25 protein-coding genes are annotated in these 16,419 nt (G+C 29.6%); all 25 read right to left on the bottom strand.

What is annotated here, in order from left to right:
• Positions 1-19: 19 nt before the first annotated feature.
• The 25 genes from spo0A to ACZYT4_RS08030 all read right to left on the bottom strand — a co-directional run bounded on the left by spo0A (position 20) and on the right by ACZYT4_RS08030 (position 16,399).
• On the bottom strand, positions 20-841 hold the full coding sequence (spo0A, locus tag ACZYT4_RS08150; protein ID WP_463784474.1) for a sporulation transcription factor Spo0A: 822 nt from the start codon (positions 839-841) through the stop codon (positions 20-22).
• Positions 842-1,053: 212 nt separating this feature from the next.
• Positions 1,054-2,046 (bottom strand): SpoIVB peptidase S55 domain-containing protein, encoded by a 993-nt coding sequence (locus ACZYT4_RS08145; protein ID WP_463784471.1) that lies wholly within the window; start codon positions 2,044-2,046, stop codon positions 1,054-1,056.
• A gap of 62 nt (positions 2,047-2,108) precedes the next feature.
• The gene (gene recN / locus ACZYT4_RS08140) at positions 2,109-3,758 is read right to left on the bottom strand and encodes a DNA repair protein RecN (RefSeq protein ID WP_463784468.1); all 1,650 of its coding nucleotides are present in this window, start codon (positions 3,756-3,758) and stop codon (positions 2,109-2,111) included.
• A gap of 9 nt (positions 3,759-3,767) precedes the next feature.
• Positions 3,768-4,571: a TlyA family RNA methyltransferase gene (locus tag ACZYT4_RS08135; protein ID WP_463784464.1), complete on the bottom strand. Its 804-nt coding sequence runs from the start codon at positions 4,569-4,571 to the stop codon at positions 3,768-3,770.
• A complete protein-coding gene (gene dxs / locus ACZYT4_RS08130) occupies positions 4,552-6,426 on the bottom strand; it encodes a 1-deoxy-D-xylulose-5-phosphate synthase (RefSeq protein ID WP_463784461.1) in 1,875 nt (624 codons plus the stop codon). The genes ACZYT4_RS08135 and dxs overlap by 20 nt, the downstream gene beginning before the upstream one ends.
• Entirely contained in the window at positions 6,427-7,275 is an 849-nt protein-coding gene (locus tag ACZYT4_RS08125) for a polyprenyl synthetase family protein (protein WP_463784458.1), read from the bottom strand.
• 3 nt (positions 7,276-7,278) lie between these two features.
• Positions 7,279-7,494, bottom strand: a complete 216-nt coding sequence (gene xseB / locus ACZYT4_RS08120; protein ID WP_463784455.1) for an exodeoxyribonuclease VII small subunit — start codon at positions 7,492-7,494, stop codon at positions 7,279-7,281.
• An 8-nt stretch (positions 7,495-7,502) separates the two neighbouring features.
• Positions 7,503-8,756 carry an exodeoxyribonuclease VII large subunit gene (gene xseA / locus ACZYT4_RS08115; RefSeq protein WP_463784454.1) on the bottom strand — a complete coding sequence of 418 codons (1,254 nt, stop codon included), beginning with the start codon at positions 8,754-8,756 and terminating at the stop codon, positions 7,503-7,505.
• Positions 8,756-9,160 (bottom strand): transcription antitermination factor NusB, encoded by a 405-nt coding sequence (gene nusB / locus ACZYT4_RS08110; protein ID WP_463784451.1) that lies wholly within the window; start codon positions 9,158-9,160, stop codon positions 8,756-8,758. Before nusB ends, xseA begins: the two co-directional genes overlap by 1 nt.
• Before the next feature lie 101 nt (positions 9,161-9,261).
• Positions 9,262-9,609: an Asp23/Gls24 family envelope stress response protein gene (locus tag ACZYT4_RS08105; protein WP_463784448.1), complete on the bottom strand. Its 348-nt coding sequence runs from the start codon at positions 9,607-9,609 to the stop codon at positions 9,262-9,264.
• Positions 9,610-9,666: 57 nt separating this feature from the next.
• Positions 9,667-10,125, bottom strand: a complete 459-nt coding sequence (locus ACZYT4_RS08100) for a SpoIIIAH-like family protein (protein WP_463784445.1) — start codon at positions 10,123-10,125, stop codon at positions 9,667-9,669.
• 64 nt (positions 10,126-10,189) lie between these two features.
• Positions 10,190-10,750 (bottom strand): elongation factor P, encoded by a 561-nt coding sequence (gene efp / locus ACZYT4_RS08095; protein ID WP_463784443.1) that lies wholly within the window; start codon positions 10,748-10,750, stop codon positions 10,190-10,192.
• Between the two features lie 86 nt (positions 10,751-10,836).
• Positions 10,837-10,995, bottom strand: coding sequence for a hypothetical protein (locus ACZYT4_RS08090; RefSeq protein ID WP_463784441.1), 159 nt, complete (start codon positions 10,993-10,995; stop codon positions 10,837-10,839).
• Between the two features lie 12 nt (positions 10,996-11,007).
• Entirely contained in the window at positions 11,008-11,397 is a 390-nt protein-coding gene (locus tag ACZYT4_RS08085) for a hypothetical protein (protein WP_463784439.1), read from the bottom strand.
• On the bottom strand, positions 11,360-11,782 hold the full coding sequence (locus ACZYT4_RS08080; protein WP_463784564.1) for a competence type IV pilus minor pilin ComGF: 423 nt from the start codon (positions 11,780-11,782) through the stop codon (positions 11,360-11,362). Before ACZYT4_RS08080 ends, ACZYT4_RS08085 begins: the two co-directional genes overlap by 38 nt.
• Before the next feature lie 5 nt (positions 11,783-11,787).
• A complete protein-coding gene (locus ACZYT4_RS08075) occupies positions 11,788-11,997 on the bottom strand; it encodes a hypothetical protein (protein WP_463784436.1) in 210 nt (69 codons plus the stop codon).
• On the bottom strand, positions 11,987-12,418 hold the full coding sequence (comGD, locus tag ACZYT4_RS08070) for a competence type IV pilus minor pilin ComGD (RefSeq protein WP_463784433.1): 432 nt from the start codon (positions 12,416-12,418) through the stop codon (positions 11,987-11,989). Before comGD ends, ACZYT4_RS08075 begins: the two co-directional genes overlap by 11 nt.
• The gene (locus ACZYT4_RS08065; protein ID WP_463784430.1) at positions 12,372-12,698 is read right to left on the bottom strand and encodes a competence type IV pilus major pilin ComGC; all 327 of its coding nucleotides are present in this window, start codon (positions 12,696-12,698) and stop codon (positions 12,372-12,374) included. The genes comGD and ACZYT4_RS08065 overlap by 47 nt, the downstream gene beginning before the upstream one ends.
• Positions 12,699-12,817: 119 nt before the next feature.
• Entirely contained in the window at positions 12,818-13,003 is a 186-nt protein-coding gene (locus tag ACZYT4_RS08060; protein WP_463784428.1) for a hypothetical protein, read from the bottom strand.
• A gap of 347 nt (positions 13,004-13,350) precedes the next feature.
• Positions 13,351-13,890 carry an ImmA/IrrE family metallo-endopeptidase gene (locus ACZYT4_RS08055; protein WP_463784426.1) on the bottom strand — a complete coding sequence of 180 codons (540 nt, stop codon included), beginning with the start codon at positions 13,888-13,890 and terminating at the stop codon, positions 13,351-13,353.
• A gap of 1 nt (position 13,891) precedes the next feature.
• A complete protein-coding gene (locus ACZYT4_RS08050) occupies positions 13,892-14,272 on the bottom strand; it encodes a helix-turn-helix domain-containing protein (RefSeq protein ID WP_463784424.1) in 381 nt (126 codons plus the stop codon).
• A 301-nt stretch (positions 14,273-14,573) separates the two neighbouring features.
• Positions 14,574-15,518 (bottom strand): peptidoglycan recognition protein family protein, encoded by a 945-nt coding sequence (locus ACZYT4_RS08045; RefSeq protein WP_463784421.1) that lies wholly within the window; start codon positions 15,516-15,518, stop codon positions 14,574-14,576.
• A 47-nt stretch (positions 15,519-15,565) separates the two neighbouring features.
• Entirely contained in the window at positions 15,566-15,862 is a 297-nt protein-coding gene (locus tag ACZYT4_RS08040; protein ID WP_463784418.1) for a hypothetical protein, read from the bottom strand.
• Positions 15,863-15,870: 8 nt separating this feature from the next.
• Positions 15,871-16,089, bottom strand: coding sequence for a holin (locus tag ACZYT4_RS08035; protein WP_463784417.1), 219 nt, complete (start codon positions 16,087-16,089; stop codon positions 15,871-15,873).
• A gap of 13 nt (positions 16,090-16,102) precedes the next feature.
• Positions 16,103-16,399, bottom strand: a complete 297-nt coding sequence (locus ACZYT4_RS08030; RefSeq protein WP_463784414.1) for a DUF4406 domain-containing protein — start codon at positions 16,397-16,399, stop codon at positions 16,103-16,105.
• Positions 16,400-16,419: the final 20 nt, after the last annotated feature.

The raw sequence follows: 16,419 nt of genomic DNA, 5'->3' as shown, positions 1-16,419 counted from the left end.
CACCTCAACTTTCATGATTCTATTTTAACATATAGTTTTTATAATTATAAAGACTTTCTTTTTTTACATGATCAGTTTTATGAGCTAATCTTAATTTATCAGCTATCATAGCAATAAATTCAGAATTTGTTGGTTTTGCTTTTACAGCTGAAACAGTATATCCAAAAATATCATCAATTGCATCTGTATTTCCCCTATTCCATGCAACTTCAATAGCGTGGCGTATAGCTCTCTCTACACGAGAAGATGTTGTATTATACATTCTCGCAATATCTGGATATAATACTTTTGTTACTTGTCCTAAGATTTCAATATTGTAATATGTTGTTAAAATAGCTGTTCTTAAATACATATAACCTTTAATATGAGCAGGAATACCAACTTCATGAAGAATTTCTGTGATTTCATTTTCTATTTTCACTCTTTTATACTTTTCAGATTCATCCTGATCCATTAATTCCTGTTTTTTAAACTCTGAAGCAGCTATATAAAGTGTCGATTGAACAAAATGTTGAATATCAAAAGGATATTTGAAACAATATGTAACATCAAGTTCTTCTAACATATTACATATTGTTTGATTGGTAAATTGTGTAATACATATAACTTTTTGATATGCTTGATTCTTCATTTCTTTTAATTTTTTTAGGACACCAATTCCATCAATTTCTGATAACATCAAATCAATGATTAATAAATCGCAAGTTCTTTGATTAAAAAATTTCAAACAATCATTTCCATTGTTAGCAGTACCTACAATTGTTATTTTATTTGTTTTTTCTAAATTAATTTTTATATTTTCCAATAATTCCGGTTGATCAATGGCAATATATGTTTTCATGATTTCCAATTTTCCCTTTTGATTTATTCTCATCAGCAAATTTATTATATATGTGTCAAAATTATATTCCTAGCTTTTTGACAAAAAACATATATGAAAAAATGAATTTATATCAATTCGTCAAAATTCTCACTGCTTTTTCCGACAAGAAATTTGTTAAAAAGTCTAATTATGTTGAAATAAGAAAAAGAGAATCTTTGACGATTCTCTCTCTATTTGTCGTTTTCTAACATCCAATCTATATACAAACCATAACCTTGATGAACATTATGAACATCGACATGAGTAACACATCCAATGAGTTTATTATTTTGAATGATAGGTGATCCACTCATTCCTTGAACAATACCATTTGTTAATGATAAAACTCTTTTATCTGTTATCTCAAAAGTGATTCCTTTCACTGCTGGCGCATCTTGCTTTTTTAAGTCGGTTATTCGAATCGAACAACGCGTTACTTCATGTCCATCTAATACTGTTAAAAAATAGGCACCACCGGTTTCAACTTCATCTATTGATGCTGTAGAAATTGTCTTTAAACCATCTGAAATATGAGTATATTCTCCATATATCCCATAATGATTATTATCAAAAATATTTCCAATTTCTATATTACCAATATCAGCAATTTTTTCTCCGGGGTTACCATTTTCTGATGGATTTATTTTTTTTACATAAGAATTATAAATTGTTCCATTTTTGACAACTGTTTCACTAGATAATGAAGTATCATACATCATATGACCTAATGCTCCAAAATGATGATTTTCTGGATTATAGTACGTCATTGTTCCTATACCTGATAGACCATCTTGCACATATAAACCTGTTGTGAATTGATCATTCTTTTTTTGGAATTTTAATTCTTTTTCTAATGAATGATTTTCTCTTTTTATTGTCAAGATGATTTTTTGATTATTTTCAATATTTTCTTTAATTGCATTCATTAATTCAGATATGCTTTGTACTTTTTGTTGATTAACTTGAGTAATCAAATCCCCTGATTGATAACCATCACTTGCTGGATTGTAGGTCTCATTGTCAATAGAAATATCATAAGTACCCGTAATCATAATTCCTTCATAATCTAGCTCAATGCCAATAGATTGACCACCTAAGATGACATCAGCAGCGAAAACTTGGAAAGATGGAAAGATTAGTGAAACGACAGTGATGAGCGATATACTTAACTTTTTAAAAAGCAAAGCATATACACCTCCTTGTAATCATTAAAGATTACATTTTATTTTGGCATATATGCTTTATTTTATACATTTAATAATTTTTTTGCATTTTCTATTGCTTCTTGAGTTGTTTTTTCTCCTGAAAGCATTTTAGCAATTTCATTAATTTTTTCTTGGTCATTCAATAAACGAATAGATGTTACTGTATCATCATGATGAGATTTTTTTTCAATACAATAATGATGATGTGCTAAAGCAGCAACTTGTGGTAAATGAGTAATACAAATGACTTGTTTATAATCGGCAATCTGTTTCATTTTTTCACCTATACGTGTTGCTACTTTACCACTCACTCCTGTATCAATTTCATCAAATATAATTGTATCAATATCATTATATTTTAAGATAATCGTTTTAATGGCCAACATAATACGTGATATTTCTCCACCACTGGCTGTTTCATTTAATAAGCTTAAATCCTGCCCTTGATTGATGGCAACAAAAAATCGAATATCACTAGCACCTAATACGTGTCGTTTTGTTTTTGTTATTTGAACTTTAAAAATAGCTTTATCTAAATAAAGATCTTTTAATTCTTTTTGAATATCTTTTTCAAATTTCTCTGCGTAAGTCTGTCTAATATGATGTAACTGATCAGCTAATTGATCAACTTTTTTCTGTTGATCATTCAATTGTTTCTGTAATTCTTGAATATATTCTTCTCTATTTTCAATAATAGAAATTTTATTTATAAGTTCTTCTCTATATTCTTGAATACTTTCCATTGTAAAACCATATTTTCGTTTTAATCTATTAACTTTAAATAAAATATCCTGTAATTCATTAAAACGATATTCATCAAACTGAAAAGAGTGATATGTATTAAGGATATCTTCTGTCACATCCATTAGATTATAATAAATATTATTCATATTTTCATAACTCTTTTCAAATTCATGATATTGAGATAAGGATTGTATCTCATAAACAGCTTCTTTTAATTTTGGTAAAATTCCTTGATTATGATTCATTAATTGATCAAAATTTTGAATTTTTTCATTCATCTTTTCATAATTTTGTAAAATTTTTAATTCTTCTTCAAATGAATCAATCTCATCATCATTATAAGGAACTTCATCAATTTCTTTTAATTGACTGTTTAAATAATCAAGCTGTTCATCAGACATATCTTCTTGAATTGTTTTTTCTAATTGATTTTTGATATGTCTATATTGAGAAAATTGTTCTTGATAATCAGGTAAGATCTCTTGAATAGCCTCTTTTGCATACTCATCAAGTAAATGAATATGATTTTTTTCTTCAAAAAGTTTTTGTGTTTCAAACTGTGAATGAATATCAATAAGAAAAGGCATTAATAATTTTAAAGCACCATGTGTAGAAGAATGATAATTAATCTTAACTTGACTTTTACCATTACTTTGAATATGTTTTGTAATAACAAACTCATTATCACAATCAATATGTAATTCTTCACATATTTTTTCTAATTGAGGTGTAATATCAACATCAAAAATCCCTTCTATAACTGCCTCTTTAGAACCTTTTTTTACATATGAAGCAGAAGAGCGATTTCCACATAATTGTCCAATAGCATCAATAATCATTGATTTCCCTGCACCAGTTTCTCCGGTTAAAACACTCATGCCTTCATAAAAATCAACTTTTATTTTATCAATAATGACAAATGATGAAACATATAAACTTTTTAACATTTTTTTCACCTATCCCTTAAAATGAGTATGAGCCTCATTCACAACATTTTCGATATCAATTTCTACATCAACATCTTTTTGATAAAGAAAACAACCTAAAAACTCTATATTTCCAACTCCACCTGTAATAGGTGAATATGTTAATCCTTTGATTGAAAAACCATTTTCATGTGCATACTGTATAACTTCTTGGATGACTCTTTGATGAATATGAGCATCTGCAACAATACCATGTTTGCCAACATCGTCTCTTCCTGCTTCGAATTGTGGTTTAATTAAAGCAACACAATAAGAATTTTCTTTTAAAATTTGAGATAAAGCAGGAAAAATATGTTTGAGTGAAATAAATGAAACATCAATGCTTGCAAATTCTGGTTGCCCATATTGAAATAAATCTAAAGTTGCATATCTAAAATTTGTTTGTTCTAAGACATGGACACGTTCATCATTTCTTAATTTCCAGACAAGCTGATTTGTTCCAACATCTAAAGCATAAACTTCTCTAGCACCATACTGTAATGCACAATCAGTAAATCCACCCGTTGATGATCCAATATCCAGCATTAAAAGATTAGTTAAATCTAAATGAAAAGTTTGAATGGCCTTTTCTAATTTCAATCCACCACGCGAAACATATTTCAGTTTTTCACCTTTAATGTATAGGTGCGAATCAACTGGTATCTTTGTACCTGGTTTGTCAATATAATCATAGTCATCTCTTACAATACCTGCCATAATGGCTCTTTTTGCTTTTTCTCTTGATTCAAATAATCCCTGTTCGACACAGAGAACATCAACTCTTTCTTTCTTCACGAAGTATCTCCTTTATCTTTAGCATTAAATCATTGACATGAATATGTTCAGTTTCTAATAAAGTATCGCAATCACCTTGAGGTGTATAATGATCATCTATTCCCATATAATCAATTTGCATTGGCATATGAGATTCTGAATAAAAATATGAAATCATTGAACCGAGTGAGCCAATTTTTAAATCAGTTTCATAAATAAGTAAATGCTGATTCAATTCATATAATTCTTTTAACATTGTTTGATCAAGTGGTTTAATGAATCTAGCATTAATGAGATTGACAGGAAGATTCTCTTTTAAAAGAGCTTCATAGACATTATTGACTTTTGCATCGTATGTAATAACTGTTAATGGATAATCTGATTGAAAAATCACTTTTTCCCACGAACCAATTTCTATCGTTTCATCTAAAGAAACTTCACAGTCTTCTACACAACCTTTAGGAAATCTCAAAATATATGGTTGTGTAAAATGATGAAAAGCAGTATTCATCATTCTTTTTAATTCTGCAGCATCTTTAGGTGTCATTATAATAAGATGAGGTATTGCAGATAAAAAACTAATATCAAACACACCATGGTGTGTTTCTCCATCTGCACCAACAAGACCAGCACGATCAACACCTATTAAACACGGAAGGTTCATTCGGGCAATATCATGATTAATTTGATCGTATGCACGCTGTAAAAATGAAGAATAAATCGTAATAAATGGTTTTTTATGAGCATTAGACAAACCTGCCGCAAAAGTCATAGCATGTTCTTCAGCTATACCCACATCAAAAGAACGCTCTGGAAACTTTTCAAAAATATGATTCAAGCAACTTCCAGATATCATGGCTGGAGTAATTGTGACTATGTCATTGTCTGTACTCATCCATTTTTCTAAATGACGGGCAAGGGTTTCACTCCATGTTATCATAGAGCTTTCTTTTTTATGAATCCCTTCTCTATAATCAAATGGGGCTACACCATGATATATGCCATAATGATCATTTTCAGCCAAAGGATATCCTTTTCCTTTAATCGTGTGAACATGAACAACCACACTATGATCCATCTCAGAAGCCAATTGAAAAGCATTCATTAAATCATGAAAATCATGACCATTAATAGGGCCAATATAGTCTAAACCAAACTCTCCAAAAATATTATCATTAATAATATTATTTTTAATTTGATCTTTCATTTTTTTTGTGATTTTATAAATCTTTTTTCCTAAACTTGATTTACTTAAAAAAGAAATGTAATTATTACGTGCATTTTTATATTGAGTAGATATTCTAATATCTGAAAAGAAATTACTAAGTCCACCAACATTCTTTGAAATTGACATATTATTATCATTCAAAACGATGATAACTTTTGAATCAACAGAGCCAATATAATTTAAAGCTTCAAATGATTCACCACTCATCAATGCCGCATCTCCAACAACACAAATAATTTCTCCTTTTTCATGATTAAGATCACGTGCTATAGCCATACCAATAGAAGCAGATAAAGCAGTTGAAGAGTGACCGGCTTCCCAGGCATCATGTATACTTTCTTTGCGCTTTTGAAACCCACTCAACCCATGAAATTGTCGAAGAGTATCAAATTGAGAACCACGTCCTGTTAAAATTTTATGAACATATGATTGATGTCCGACATCAAATATAATTTTATCTGTTGGAGAATTAAAAATATAATGTAAAGCCATAGTTAATTCAACGACCCCTAGATTACTAGAAAAATGACCACCTGTTTTTGAAACATTTTTAATAATAAACGTTCTTATGTTTTCAGCCAATTCTTCTAATTCTTCAATATTTAACTGCTTTAAAAATTGAGGATCCTTGATATTCTCAAGCTTCATTTAACTCACCCTTTTCAAAATTTTTATTAACAATTCTAAAATCAATCCATGATTAATTTGCATTGTATATATTTTTTCATAGCATTGCTGAAATAAATCTTCAACTTTTTTCTTAGATTCTTCAATTCCTAATAAAGTGACATAAGTAGACTTATGATTATCTTCATCACTTCCTACTTTTTTTCCTAATTGTTCAGTTGTTCCAGTGACATCTAAAATATCATCCTGAATTTGGAATGCTAAACCAAGATCAAATCCCAAATCTCTCCATTTTTCAATATCTGAAATTTTTGCAATACATGCTCCCATTTGTAAACTGGCTGAAATCAATTCACCTGTTTTATGTTTATGAATATCTTGTAATTCATCTAAATTTGCTTTACGATTTTCAAAAAATAAATCTTGTTGTTGACCATAAATCATCCCATTGATACCACTGGCGTTATATAATAGATTTGTGAGTTGCACTTTTAGAGAATCATCAATTGAAGTCTGTAAAATGATGTTGACTCCAAGATTTAATAAGGCATCACCAGCTAAAATTGCGGTTGCTTCATCAAATTGTTTATGACAAGTTTTACGTCCTCTTCTTAAATCATCATTATCCATTCCTGGCAAGTCATCATGAATAAGCGAATATGTATGAATCATTTCTATAGCACAAGCAATATCCATATATGGATGATAATCAATCTGATAAGATCTTAATACAGTCAGAAATAATAGAGGTCTTAAACGTTTTCCTGGTGCTAATAATGAGTATTGAACAGCTTCTTTGACCTTTCCATCTTTTAAGGGTTCACATAACTCTGCTAATCTTTGGTTGATTTCATTTTTCATTTTTTCCATGCGTTATTCCTCACTTTTGAATTCGCTCAATTGACCATTTTCATATATTTGTGCAACTTTTTCTTGAATATTCTTTAACTTATCATCACAATATTTAGAAAGTGTTATACCTTCTTGGAACAATGAAATGCTATCTTCTAATGGGATTTCATTGTTTTCAAGTAATGATACAATTTCTTCTAAGCGTTCAATTGCTTTTTCGTATGTCATATTTTCCATATCTTCACCTACTTTATTTCTGCTTTCTTTATTCCATCGTAAAACTGTATATCAATCAAATCACCAGTCTTCAAATCTTGATACGACTTAATAAGCTGTTGATCTTTTTGAACTAATGTATAACCTCTTTGCATGACTTTTAAAGGACTTAGTGCATCTAACTGAATAATCAGTTGTTTTATTTTATAGTTCTGTTTTTGAATGTTTTGATCCAGTTGTTCTTTTAAACGTTTCTGATGTTGAGACAATTGTTGATATGTCTTGATATTAAAAACTTTAAATTGATATGATAACTGGTCTTTAATATGCGTTAATCTTAATATTTCCTGCGAATATAGAGCTTCTGGTGTTGTTAAGAAATAAGAATTTTCTAACCTGTATAAAACCTGTTTTTTTATCTGTAAATATTGTTTCATACGATATACAAGTTGCTCTTCCAATTCATGAAGGTGATCTTTTAATTTTTGTTGATCAGGTGTTGCACTTACAGCTGCTGCAGTAGGTGTTGGACAACGCAAGTCACTCACAAAATCACAAATAGTAAAATCCATTTCATGTCCAACCGCACTAATAATTGGTGTTTGACATTGAAAAATTGTTCTTGCTAAAGCTTCTTCATTAAAGTTCCATAAATTTTCTATAGAACCTCCACCACGTGTTATAACAATAAGATCAAAACCAATGCGATCAACTGCCTGAAGTGTTTCTATAATTTTCAAATATGCATTTTTTCCTTGAACTGGTATAGGAAATAAAATAATTCTCACATGAGGAAAACGAGAATGGGCAATTTGAATGAAATCATGAACAGCATCACCACTTTTAGCTGATAATAATGCAATAGATCTAGGGAAATGCGGAATGGGTTTTTTATATTTGGCATCAAACAAACCTTCATTAGCTAATCTCTTTTTTAAATTTTCAAATTCAAGATATAGTTTTCCCAATCCATCTTGTTCTATGCTTTGAACATATAACTGATATTCCCCTGTTATTTCGTAAACAGAAACACGTGCACGAATAAAAACCTGCATGCCATTTTCTAATTTAAACGCTAATTTTTGGGCAAGCGAAGCAAACATAACAGCTGACACCCTTGAATGATCATCTTTTAGTGTGAAATAAAGATGACCACTAGGATGTGGTCTATAATTTGAAATTTCTCCCTTTATATAGACATTATGCAAAGATATATCCTGATCAAATTTTGATCTTATATATTTATTTAGAGTATGTACACTAATATATCTTTTTTCATTCATCAAGCAACATGACCTAATATTCCATTAATAAACTTATATGAATCATCATCACAGAATTTCTTTGCATTGACAACAGCTTCATTTATGACAATTGTTTTTGGAAGATCAGATTCCAGTAACTCACATGTTGCAATAAGTAAGATGGCTCTTTCCATAACACTCAAACGTTCAAAAGACCATCCTTTTTTTAAATGCTTTTCTAATAATTCTTGGTAAGACTCTTTATTTGAAAGTGTTGTTTCAATCAACCATTTTGCAAAATTCATTGAATCTTCACTTTCAGCTAGTTTTTCATTTTCAGATATATAACTAAAAATATCATCAAGAGGTGCATCAACTAATAAATTTTGATAAATACCAATAGTTGCTATCTCTCTTGCTATTTTTCTATGTGTTTTTTCCATATAATTAAAATGCCTCCACAGTTCTCAAATTTATTACATTTTACCACAATTATACATAAAAATAAACAAAAGAAAAGTAAGAAAATGACTTCCTTACTTTTTTAATCGAATTCAATATTATCTACGTCAATATTAACATGTTTAACATCAACATCTGTCATTTGTTTAACTGCAACAGCAATCTTTTCTTGAATTTCTTTTGTAATTGCTGAGATATTTACGCCATATTTAATACGAACATGGATGCAAATATAAACTTCATTATCTTTAATAGAACAATTCACGACTTTTTTTGTTCCAGGAATTTGAATTCCTTTTGATGTATCTAAAGAAATATTTTTCATTTCACTGACAGTTCTTTTAGCGATTTCATCAAACACTTGAACATTCATCATTATTTTCCCATTAACACGCCCTTGGGTATAAGTATAATAATCATTGTGTGCCATAATATTACCTCTTTTCTATATTCTTATTGTATATAAAAAACAATAAAAATACAAGTTTTATTCATCAATAAATTTGACTTCAACCTGATATGAATCACCAACAAGATTTAAAACTTCTTTAATAACATTGGATGCATCACTTTGCGAAGCATCTTTTTTCAATATCGTTATTTTTACAGTTTGATTATCAATTTCTACATAACTTTCCTGATAACCTAATTCTGTCAATTTAGAAACAATACTTTTTTCTTTTTCTGTGATATTCTTTGTTTCACTAATGGTTTCAAGCGCTTCATTAATAGATTCTGAAGTACTTGACTCTTTAGCAATAATTTCATTGTTTTTACTGATAATTTCTTCCCTTTTTTTATCTAATTGATTTTGTAACTGTTCTATAGTTGATTGTTCATTTTGTACAACCTCACTTTGAGATGCTGGAGGCAACATAATATAATAGATAGATAAAACAAGGATAAGACTAAATAAAGTTAAAAAAGTAAACGCCTGTTTATTCATATTCATTCTCCTTTTCTTCCTATATAATATATGTCTCAAGAAGCTGAAATATGAAAAAAAGAGCTTACGCTCTTCCTTGATATTTACCATCAACAGTATTGACAATAACTTCTTCTCCTTCATTAATAAATAAAGGAACTTTAATTTGAAAACCTGTCTCAATTGTTGCATATTTTGTAGCACCAGTAGCTGTATCACCTTTCACTGCTGGTTCTGTTTCTGTGATTTTCATAGAAACATTAATTGGTAACTGAACACCTAAAACCTCACTTTGATAACTTGTGATTTCTACTTCATCTGATGGTTTTAAGAAATTCTTTTCCCATTCTAAACGTTCACCAGGAATTTCTATTTGTTCATATGTTTCATTATCCATAAATACTAACATATCCCCTGAATCATAAAGATATTGCATTTTTCTTTTTTCAATCAATGCTAAATCAACTTTAGCTGTTGGATTATAAGAAACCTCAGTAATAGCACTTGTTCTCATATTTTTTCTTTTAACCATATATTTTCCTGATAATCTACCTTGTTTGTTTTGTTCATTAGAAATACATAAGAACAAATCATTATTTTCTGTATATGCATTACCTGGTTTTAATTCTTTAATATTGACTGCCATAATTATTCTCTCCTTTGTTTGATTTCCTTTAGAATTATAGCAAATTTATATAACCTTGTAAAATAAAACATTCATTTTACCTATCTTTAAAAAAGAAGAATAATCAGCAAATCTATTCCTAATAAAAAATAAATCCATATTCTCATCTTCTTTTTCTGCTTTTCTTCAACAACACCTTTATCCTTATAACATGTTAATAAAAAGCAGAATATGAGCAACCCAAAAACGATATAATAAATCATCATAAGCACCCCCATTTATAGATATTCAAATTTTAAGATTTTTCCTGTTTCTACTTCAATCCAGGTTAAAAAAGAATAGTTCATTTGATTCGTATGAACTGAAGTATTCACTTCATAATAATTTCCCAGATCATCAACAACTGTTTCTATTTCCCATAAATCCGTCATATAATCTTCACTAAGGAGAATATCATTTTGGACTGTGTCACTATAATATTTCACTAATAATATTTCTAAATTCTTTTGTTTCATCAACTGTTCAATTGCAGAATAATTCTTAACAGACTGAAGAATATAAAATGATGTTATTGAAAGTCCTAAGGTCAAAATCATAAAAACAATAAGAATGATTTGAAGGATTGATCCATCACAATTCTTCAAGTTCTTCACTAATATCTTCTTCATTTTCATCCTCGTTTTCTAAATAAGCATATGTTAATAAAAAGACATAGTTTTTACGATTCCTTTCAATATTCATATATATCAAATCGTCTTCAATATAAAAATCAACATCATCAACATTAAATAATAGAATTTCATATCCAGGTTTCTTTACGAGTCTTCCCTGATCGTATAGAATAGTCGTTTCCTCACCTTCTAAATTCATAAAGCGATATACATCACCTACTTCCAGATAAGAGCTTCCTATTGTATACTGAGTGCATTGTTTTGATGCAATATAAATATCTTCCTGGTTTTCTGTATGAGCAGTATATGCATAACGAACAAGTTGAAAGAAACTTGTGAGAGATAATAGTATTATAGAAGTTATGCCTAGCGATAATAACATTTCTATCAATGTAAAACCTTTTCGATTATTTCTGTGTAATCTGCTGTATATGTGAAATCACCTTCTTTTTCTAAAAGATATTGATACTTCTCATTTACTATTATTTCTTTTTCATACAACACTGAAAATAAACTGACAAAAAGAATCAAAATTGAAATAAAAATTTCAAAAGCAAATAAACTTTCAATGAGTGTTGAACCCTTATTATTCCACATAGAAGCTTCCACTCCCAATTTGAAAGACCAAATGATACTGATGTTGACCACAGTAATAAGTTAATGTCTTAGCTCCATGAATATTTCCATTTTCATTAAATGTTAGTTCATATGGCACGAATGAATCTTGCGTATCTAGAACATATTTCTCACTTATATCCTGACACTCATATAATATTTCATCGGCTCCAAAAATAACTTTCACCTGATTTTTTTGGTTCATGGCTGTCATTTTTGCTTGATTCAAAAATCGTGTAATTTCTTCAATCTTGACTGTATCGCTTTTTTGTGGTATATGAATGCGAAAAGACAAAACAAACAACATGCACATAATCATGAAAACAAATAATGTTTCAATCAAAGTAAAACCTGATTTATTGAACATATGCTTGACCATCATCAATCGAAATACGTTTTCCATTTGGACATATACCTTGTTTTTCGGTTAAATAAGGATGTGAGCCGCTTGTTAAATCAGAAATAGATGTTGGTAATTCTCCATTCTCTATTTCATATAATAGAATCTGTGAGTTGACGACTTCTATTTGTGCTTCGCAGCCTTTATTTTTAACCACTGTATTTTTGGATGTGACATTAGGAATAACAAGAAGGAGGATAATTAAAATAACACTAATACAGAAGAGAATTTGTGCATTGTATTTTGATAGCAATACGATATTAATATATTTCCTTATTTTCATTGATATACATAACTTTTGTAATTCTATGATATCTTGGTATAAATATGATATAAATATAATTTGTTAACAAATTGATGACAAAAAATCATTTGTGATGACAAAAAAGTTCTAGCCTAGTGCTAGAACTCTAAAATTGATTGAACTTCATCGTCAAGATCCATCAAACGATCTGCAAAGTAGTCTAAAACAATTTGAATATCTTCTACTTCTGCATCATCTTTTACATTGCAAATTAAGTTTAAAATAGAATTATGTAATTGCAATTCATTCGAAACCTTTTGAAGTTCATTTACATATATATCCATAATTTCACCCCCTCTACTATTTATATACGCAAAAATTTTTCATTTTTCTTTTTTTATTTGCAAAAAAGTTTAAAAATTTTTTAAAGCACAAAAAAACACCATCAACCTTTATTGGTTAATGGTGTTTTTACTTTTATTTTCTAGATGTAACATCAATTTTGAATGCACGTTTTCCATAATCTTTGGCATAGTATGTTACACCATTGATTGTCATGCTTGTTCTAAAAATATACATAACAACATCTCCTTCCTTTCAAAATTTATCCTTGAAAAGATTTTTTGATGATGTTATAATTTTGTTGCTAATAAAATTAACTATCAAAAAATCTTTTTTGGAATCGAGTTATTTAACTTGATTTTTTTTGTTTGCTTTTTTGTGTCCTAGCAGCAGCTAAGCTCACTCCACATTTTTGAGAAATTTCAAATATATTCATATCTGCAATAATATCAGAATCCATTAGTACTTCTCCGGCAAATGCATCTGCTTGCCATTCAGGATCCTTATATGTAATAGGTCTATTTACATCTTCTCTTGCAAATCCTTTTTGCACTAATCTGATATTTTGTTTTCTATGAAACAAAAAATGAAATATCTCGTGCATAATAGTCAATCTATCGCGTCCCTCACCTCTAGCTGCACCATTGTATACATCTTCTCTGATATAAATCTTATTTTCATCTGGTGTGGTTAATCCATGAACGCCTAATTGTTCTTCTGTTAAAATTTCGTAATCAAAATTTGGGAATAGATTAGGCATGTCAATTTCCAAAATTCGAAGAACATCTACATAAATAACATTTTCAATACCTAATCTTTTTCTAAATTTCTTTGCCATCCTTCTGATATCTTTTCTTGATAGTGGCTTAGCTTCATTGCCAGTCCCCATTTTAATCATCCTCCTTATTATTTAAAATTTTATTGATTTTGTTGATTTCCTCGTCAGAAAGGTTATCAAATTTTCTCGCAAAGGCTAAAGCTGTATTTTTCTTTTTATCATTTACTTCTAATAAATCAATGCTAACTTTGTTTTTGCTCATATAAGCTAAATCTTCTAAATTGTCCTTTTCTGCGTCAGATAATTGATATAATTTTGAAATAGTATTCACCCAATCATCTGGTACTTCTCTTTTTCCATGTTCTACAGCAGACAAATATGAAATTGTTACACCTAGCTTATCGGCCATATCTTTTAATAGCTCATCATTGTCAATTCGCAATTTCCTTAATTCTTTTCCAAAATTTGTTATCATTTCAGTTCCTCCGATCATATTTTTCTCCTTACCCTTGCATAACTATATTAACACACAAAAAGAAATAATTCAACAAAAATTGTTGAATTATTTCCAAAAATAAAAAAACACCTCTAACCATAAGGCTAGAGGCTTTTTTCTATATATTTCTTGTCAAATTCATAGACATAAAATTCTGAATTATTGTAACGTACAACAACAGTGTTCTCTGTTTCTTTTATAACATAAAGCGGTCTGGAATACAACCATAGTTCCATATGATCTCCATCCACTGTTGGAGCTAGATATTCTATCTTTACAAAAATAAACTTTACCATTTTTATGCCTTTTTGAGTTTGCCCTGTTTTAAAAGAGATAGTAATTTTTCATTTTGGCTAGCAGTACCAGAGTAATTGTTAATACCATTTTTCTTTGCAATATTTTTTCTATAATCATAAGAACTATCTACCCCGATTGCTTTTAGTGCATCTACGATAGATCCTGACTTACCAGTATATTTTTTATAATAACTCGTTGAAGCATTTGATGACCCTGAAGTACTTGTGCTACCAGCTTTCTTTAATTTTCCCTGTCTTGCTAAATCTAATAACTTAGTATTTTGCGAAGCTGTGCCACTGTAATTAGAAATACCATTTGCTTTAGCAATTTTTTCACGGTTAGAGAAACTTGAGTCCACGCCGATTGATTTTAGACCATCTACAATGCTTGTACTATCAAATTTCTTGTAATAAGAAGTTGATGTGCTTGTTGATGGTTTTGAATTAGATGTTGTAGTTCCTTCTAATGCATTTAATTCAGTTTGAACCATTTTCTTGAATCTATCCCAACCTAAATCCAATGTTCTATGTGGGCAATATTTGTTTGAGAAATCTTGATGTTTTTTCAAATGCGAGATATCCCATCCACGTTCATGCATTAATTGTGCAGCTAATTTTGCAGCATTCTTTTCAGCTTTAGTAAATTTATCTCCACCACTCTTGGAGTAGCAAATTTCAATAGCAATACCATATCTATTGCCTTGACCATTGCCACCATCACCTGCATGCCATCCATTACGATCTAATGGTAATCCTTGTCTTGCTTCTACATCATCAACTGCAAAGTGGAATGAAACTTCGTTGTTATTGCTTTTCATATATGAGATTTCATTCTTAGCAGGTGCATCATTCGCAGTATTGTGAATAACAATAAATTTTGGTGTCATGCTATATGGACATTTGATATCAAATTTTGAACTACTTACTAAATCTTTTACAATTTTCATAATTATTTCCTCCTCGTTTTTATAATTTAAAAGAGCAGTCTTTTTGACTACTCATTTTTTTCTTTTTCTAATTTGTTAATATGTCTCCACAGCTCTTTAATTTGCTGACCTTGAATAATCTGCTGTTCAGTGATTTCTTTAATCTGTGCATTTATAGACTTAATATCACTTCTTGTTTCGTTTGTTGTGGCGCATATTTGATCCAATTTCATATTTGCCTTTATAAGTGCTTCATTGTCACTTTTGATTTCTTTTTTTCTTGACGAAAAGAAATTAATAGCTCCAAATACAAATGTAGAAACACTTATAAGCAATGCAAGAGATACTTGTGTTTCCGGTGTCATTTTAACACCTACTGTTCTGTCACTTCTTCAAGCTCAGGTAATCCAGCAATTGATGTCGCCACTGACAAAATACCTGATAAAACTGTTGCACTTGCAATCATTGGCCAATTGACTTCACTCATGACTGTTGAAGTACCAACCATTGCAACGAATGTCTGTGCCATAGTTTTAACAGCACGTACACCCGCTGCTTTACACCAATGTTTAAAATCATATTTTTTAATCATTTTAATCTTCCTCCTATTCCATTATCTGAATACCATATTCTTTAGCACATTCATGTTCAATTTTACATCCACGTGCATTTCCCCATCCACTTGCAAAATAAGCAATATCAGCCGTAGAAAGAAGCTCTATTGACTTTCCTAAAAACCATAATGGTTTAGCCTCAGCTGGAGCATTTTGGAAAAATGAGTCAATAACTTCAACTGGTTCTTTGATCAATTCTTCAGCTTTTTTAATGGCTAACTCTCTTTCTTTTAAAATTTCTTCATCCGTCTTATCTCGCATCGGCTGTGAAATAAATAATTTTTTCATCTTTGTCCTCTCACCTCCTT

Source organism: Massilimicrobiota sp. mt181 (assembly GCF_055420065.1).
Note: the sequence above shows the minus strand (reverse complement) of the source record. Positions and strands in the feature narration are given on the sequence as shown.

Coding starts and splice junctions, on each gene's coding strand:
- ACZYT4_RS08030 (WP_463784414.1), bottom strand. CDS start 16,399: ATGAAAAAATTATTTATTTCACAGCCGATGCGAGATAAGACGGATGAA.
- recN (WP_463784468.1), bottom strand. CDS start 3,758: ATGTTAAAAAGTTTATATGTTTCATCATTTGTCATTATTGATAAAATA.
- ACZYT4_RS08055 (WP_463784426.1), bottom strand. CDS start 13,890: ATGGGGACTGGCAATGAAGCTAAGCCACTATCAAGAAAAGATATCAGA.
- ACZYT4_RS08085 (WP_463784439.1), bottom strand. CDS start 11,397: ATGAAGAAGATATTAGTGAAGAACTTGAAGAATTGTGATGGATCAATC.
- spo0A (WP_463784474.1), bottom strand. CDS start 841: ATGAAAACATATATTGCCATTGATCAACCGGAATTATTGGAAAATATA.
- ACZYT4_RS08075 (WP_463784436.1), bottom strand. CDS start 11,997: ATGTGGAATAATAAGGGTTCAACACTCATTGAAAGTTTATTTGCTTTT.
- ACZYT4_RS08045 (WP_463784421.1), bottom strand. CDS start 15,518: ATGAAAATTGTAAAAGATTTAGTAAGTAGTTCAAAATTTGATATCAAA.
- nusB (WP_463784451.1), bottom strand. CDS start 9,160: ATGGAAAAAACACATAGAAAAATAGCAAGAGAGATAGCAACTATTGGT.
- ACZYT4_RS08065 (WP_463784430.1), bottom strand. CDS start 12,698: ATGAAAATAAGGAAATATATTAATATCGTATTGCTATCAAAATACAAT.
- ACZYT4_RS08105 (WP_463784448.1), bottom strand. CDS start 9,609: ATGGCACACAATGATTATTATACTTATACCCAAGGGCGTGTTAATGGG.
- ACZYT4_RS08100 (WP_463784445.1), bottom strand. CDS start 10,125: ATGAATAAACAGGCGTTTACTTTTTTAACTTTATTTAGTCTTATCCTT.
- ACZYT4_RS08125 (WP_463784458.1), bottom strand. CDS start 7,275: ATGGAAAAAATGAAAAATGAAATCAACCAAAGATTAGCAGAGTTATGT.
- ACZYT4_RS08040 (WP_463784418.1), bottom strand. CDS start 15,862: ATGACACCGGAAACACAAGTATCTCTTGCATTGCTTATAAGTGTTTCT.
- comGD (WP_463784433.1), bottom strand. CDS start 12,418: ATGGAAAACGTATTTCGATTGATGATGGTCAAGCATATGTTCAATAAA.
- dxs (WP_463784461.1), bottom strand. CDS start 6,426: ATGAAGCTTGAGAATATCAAGGATCCTCAATTTTTAAAGCAGTTAAAT.
- xseA (WP_463784454.1), bottom strand. CDS start 8,756: ATGAATGAAAAAAGATATATTAGTGTACATACTCTAAATAAATATATA.
- efp (WP_463784443.1), bottom strand. CDS start 10,750: ATGGCAGTCAATATTAAAGAATTAAAACCAGGTAATGCATATACAGAA.
- xseB (WP_463784455.1), bottom strand. CDS start 7,494: ATGGAAAATATGACATACGAAAAAGCAATTGAACGCTTAGAAGAAATT.
- ACZYT4_RS08035 (WP_463784417.1), bottom strand. CDS start 16,089: ATGATTAAAAAATATGATTTTAAACATTGGTGTAAAGCAGCGGGTGTA.
- ACZYT4_RS08060 (WP_463784428.1), bottom strand. CDS start 13,003: ATGGATATATATGTAAATGAACTTCAAAAGGTTTCGAATGAATTGCAA.
- ACZYT4_RS08080 (WP_463784564.1), bottom strand. CDS start 11,782: ATGTTATTATCGCTAGGCATAACTTCTATAATACTATTATCTCTCACA.
- ACZYT4_RS08050 (WP_463784424.1), bottom strand. CDS start 14,272: ATGATCGGAGGAACTGAAATGATAACAAATTTTGGAAAAGAATTAAGG.
- ACZYT4_RS08090 (WP_463784441.1), bottom strand. CDS start 10,995: ATGATGATTTATTATATCGTTTTTGGGTTGCTCATATTCTGCTTTTTA.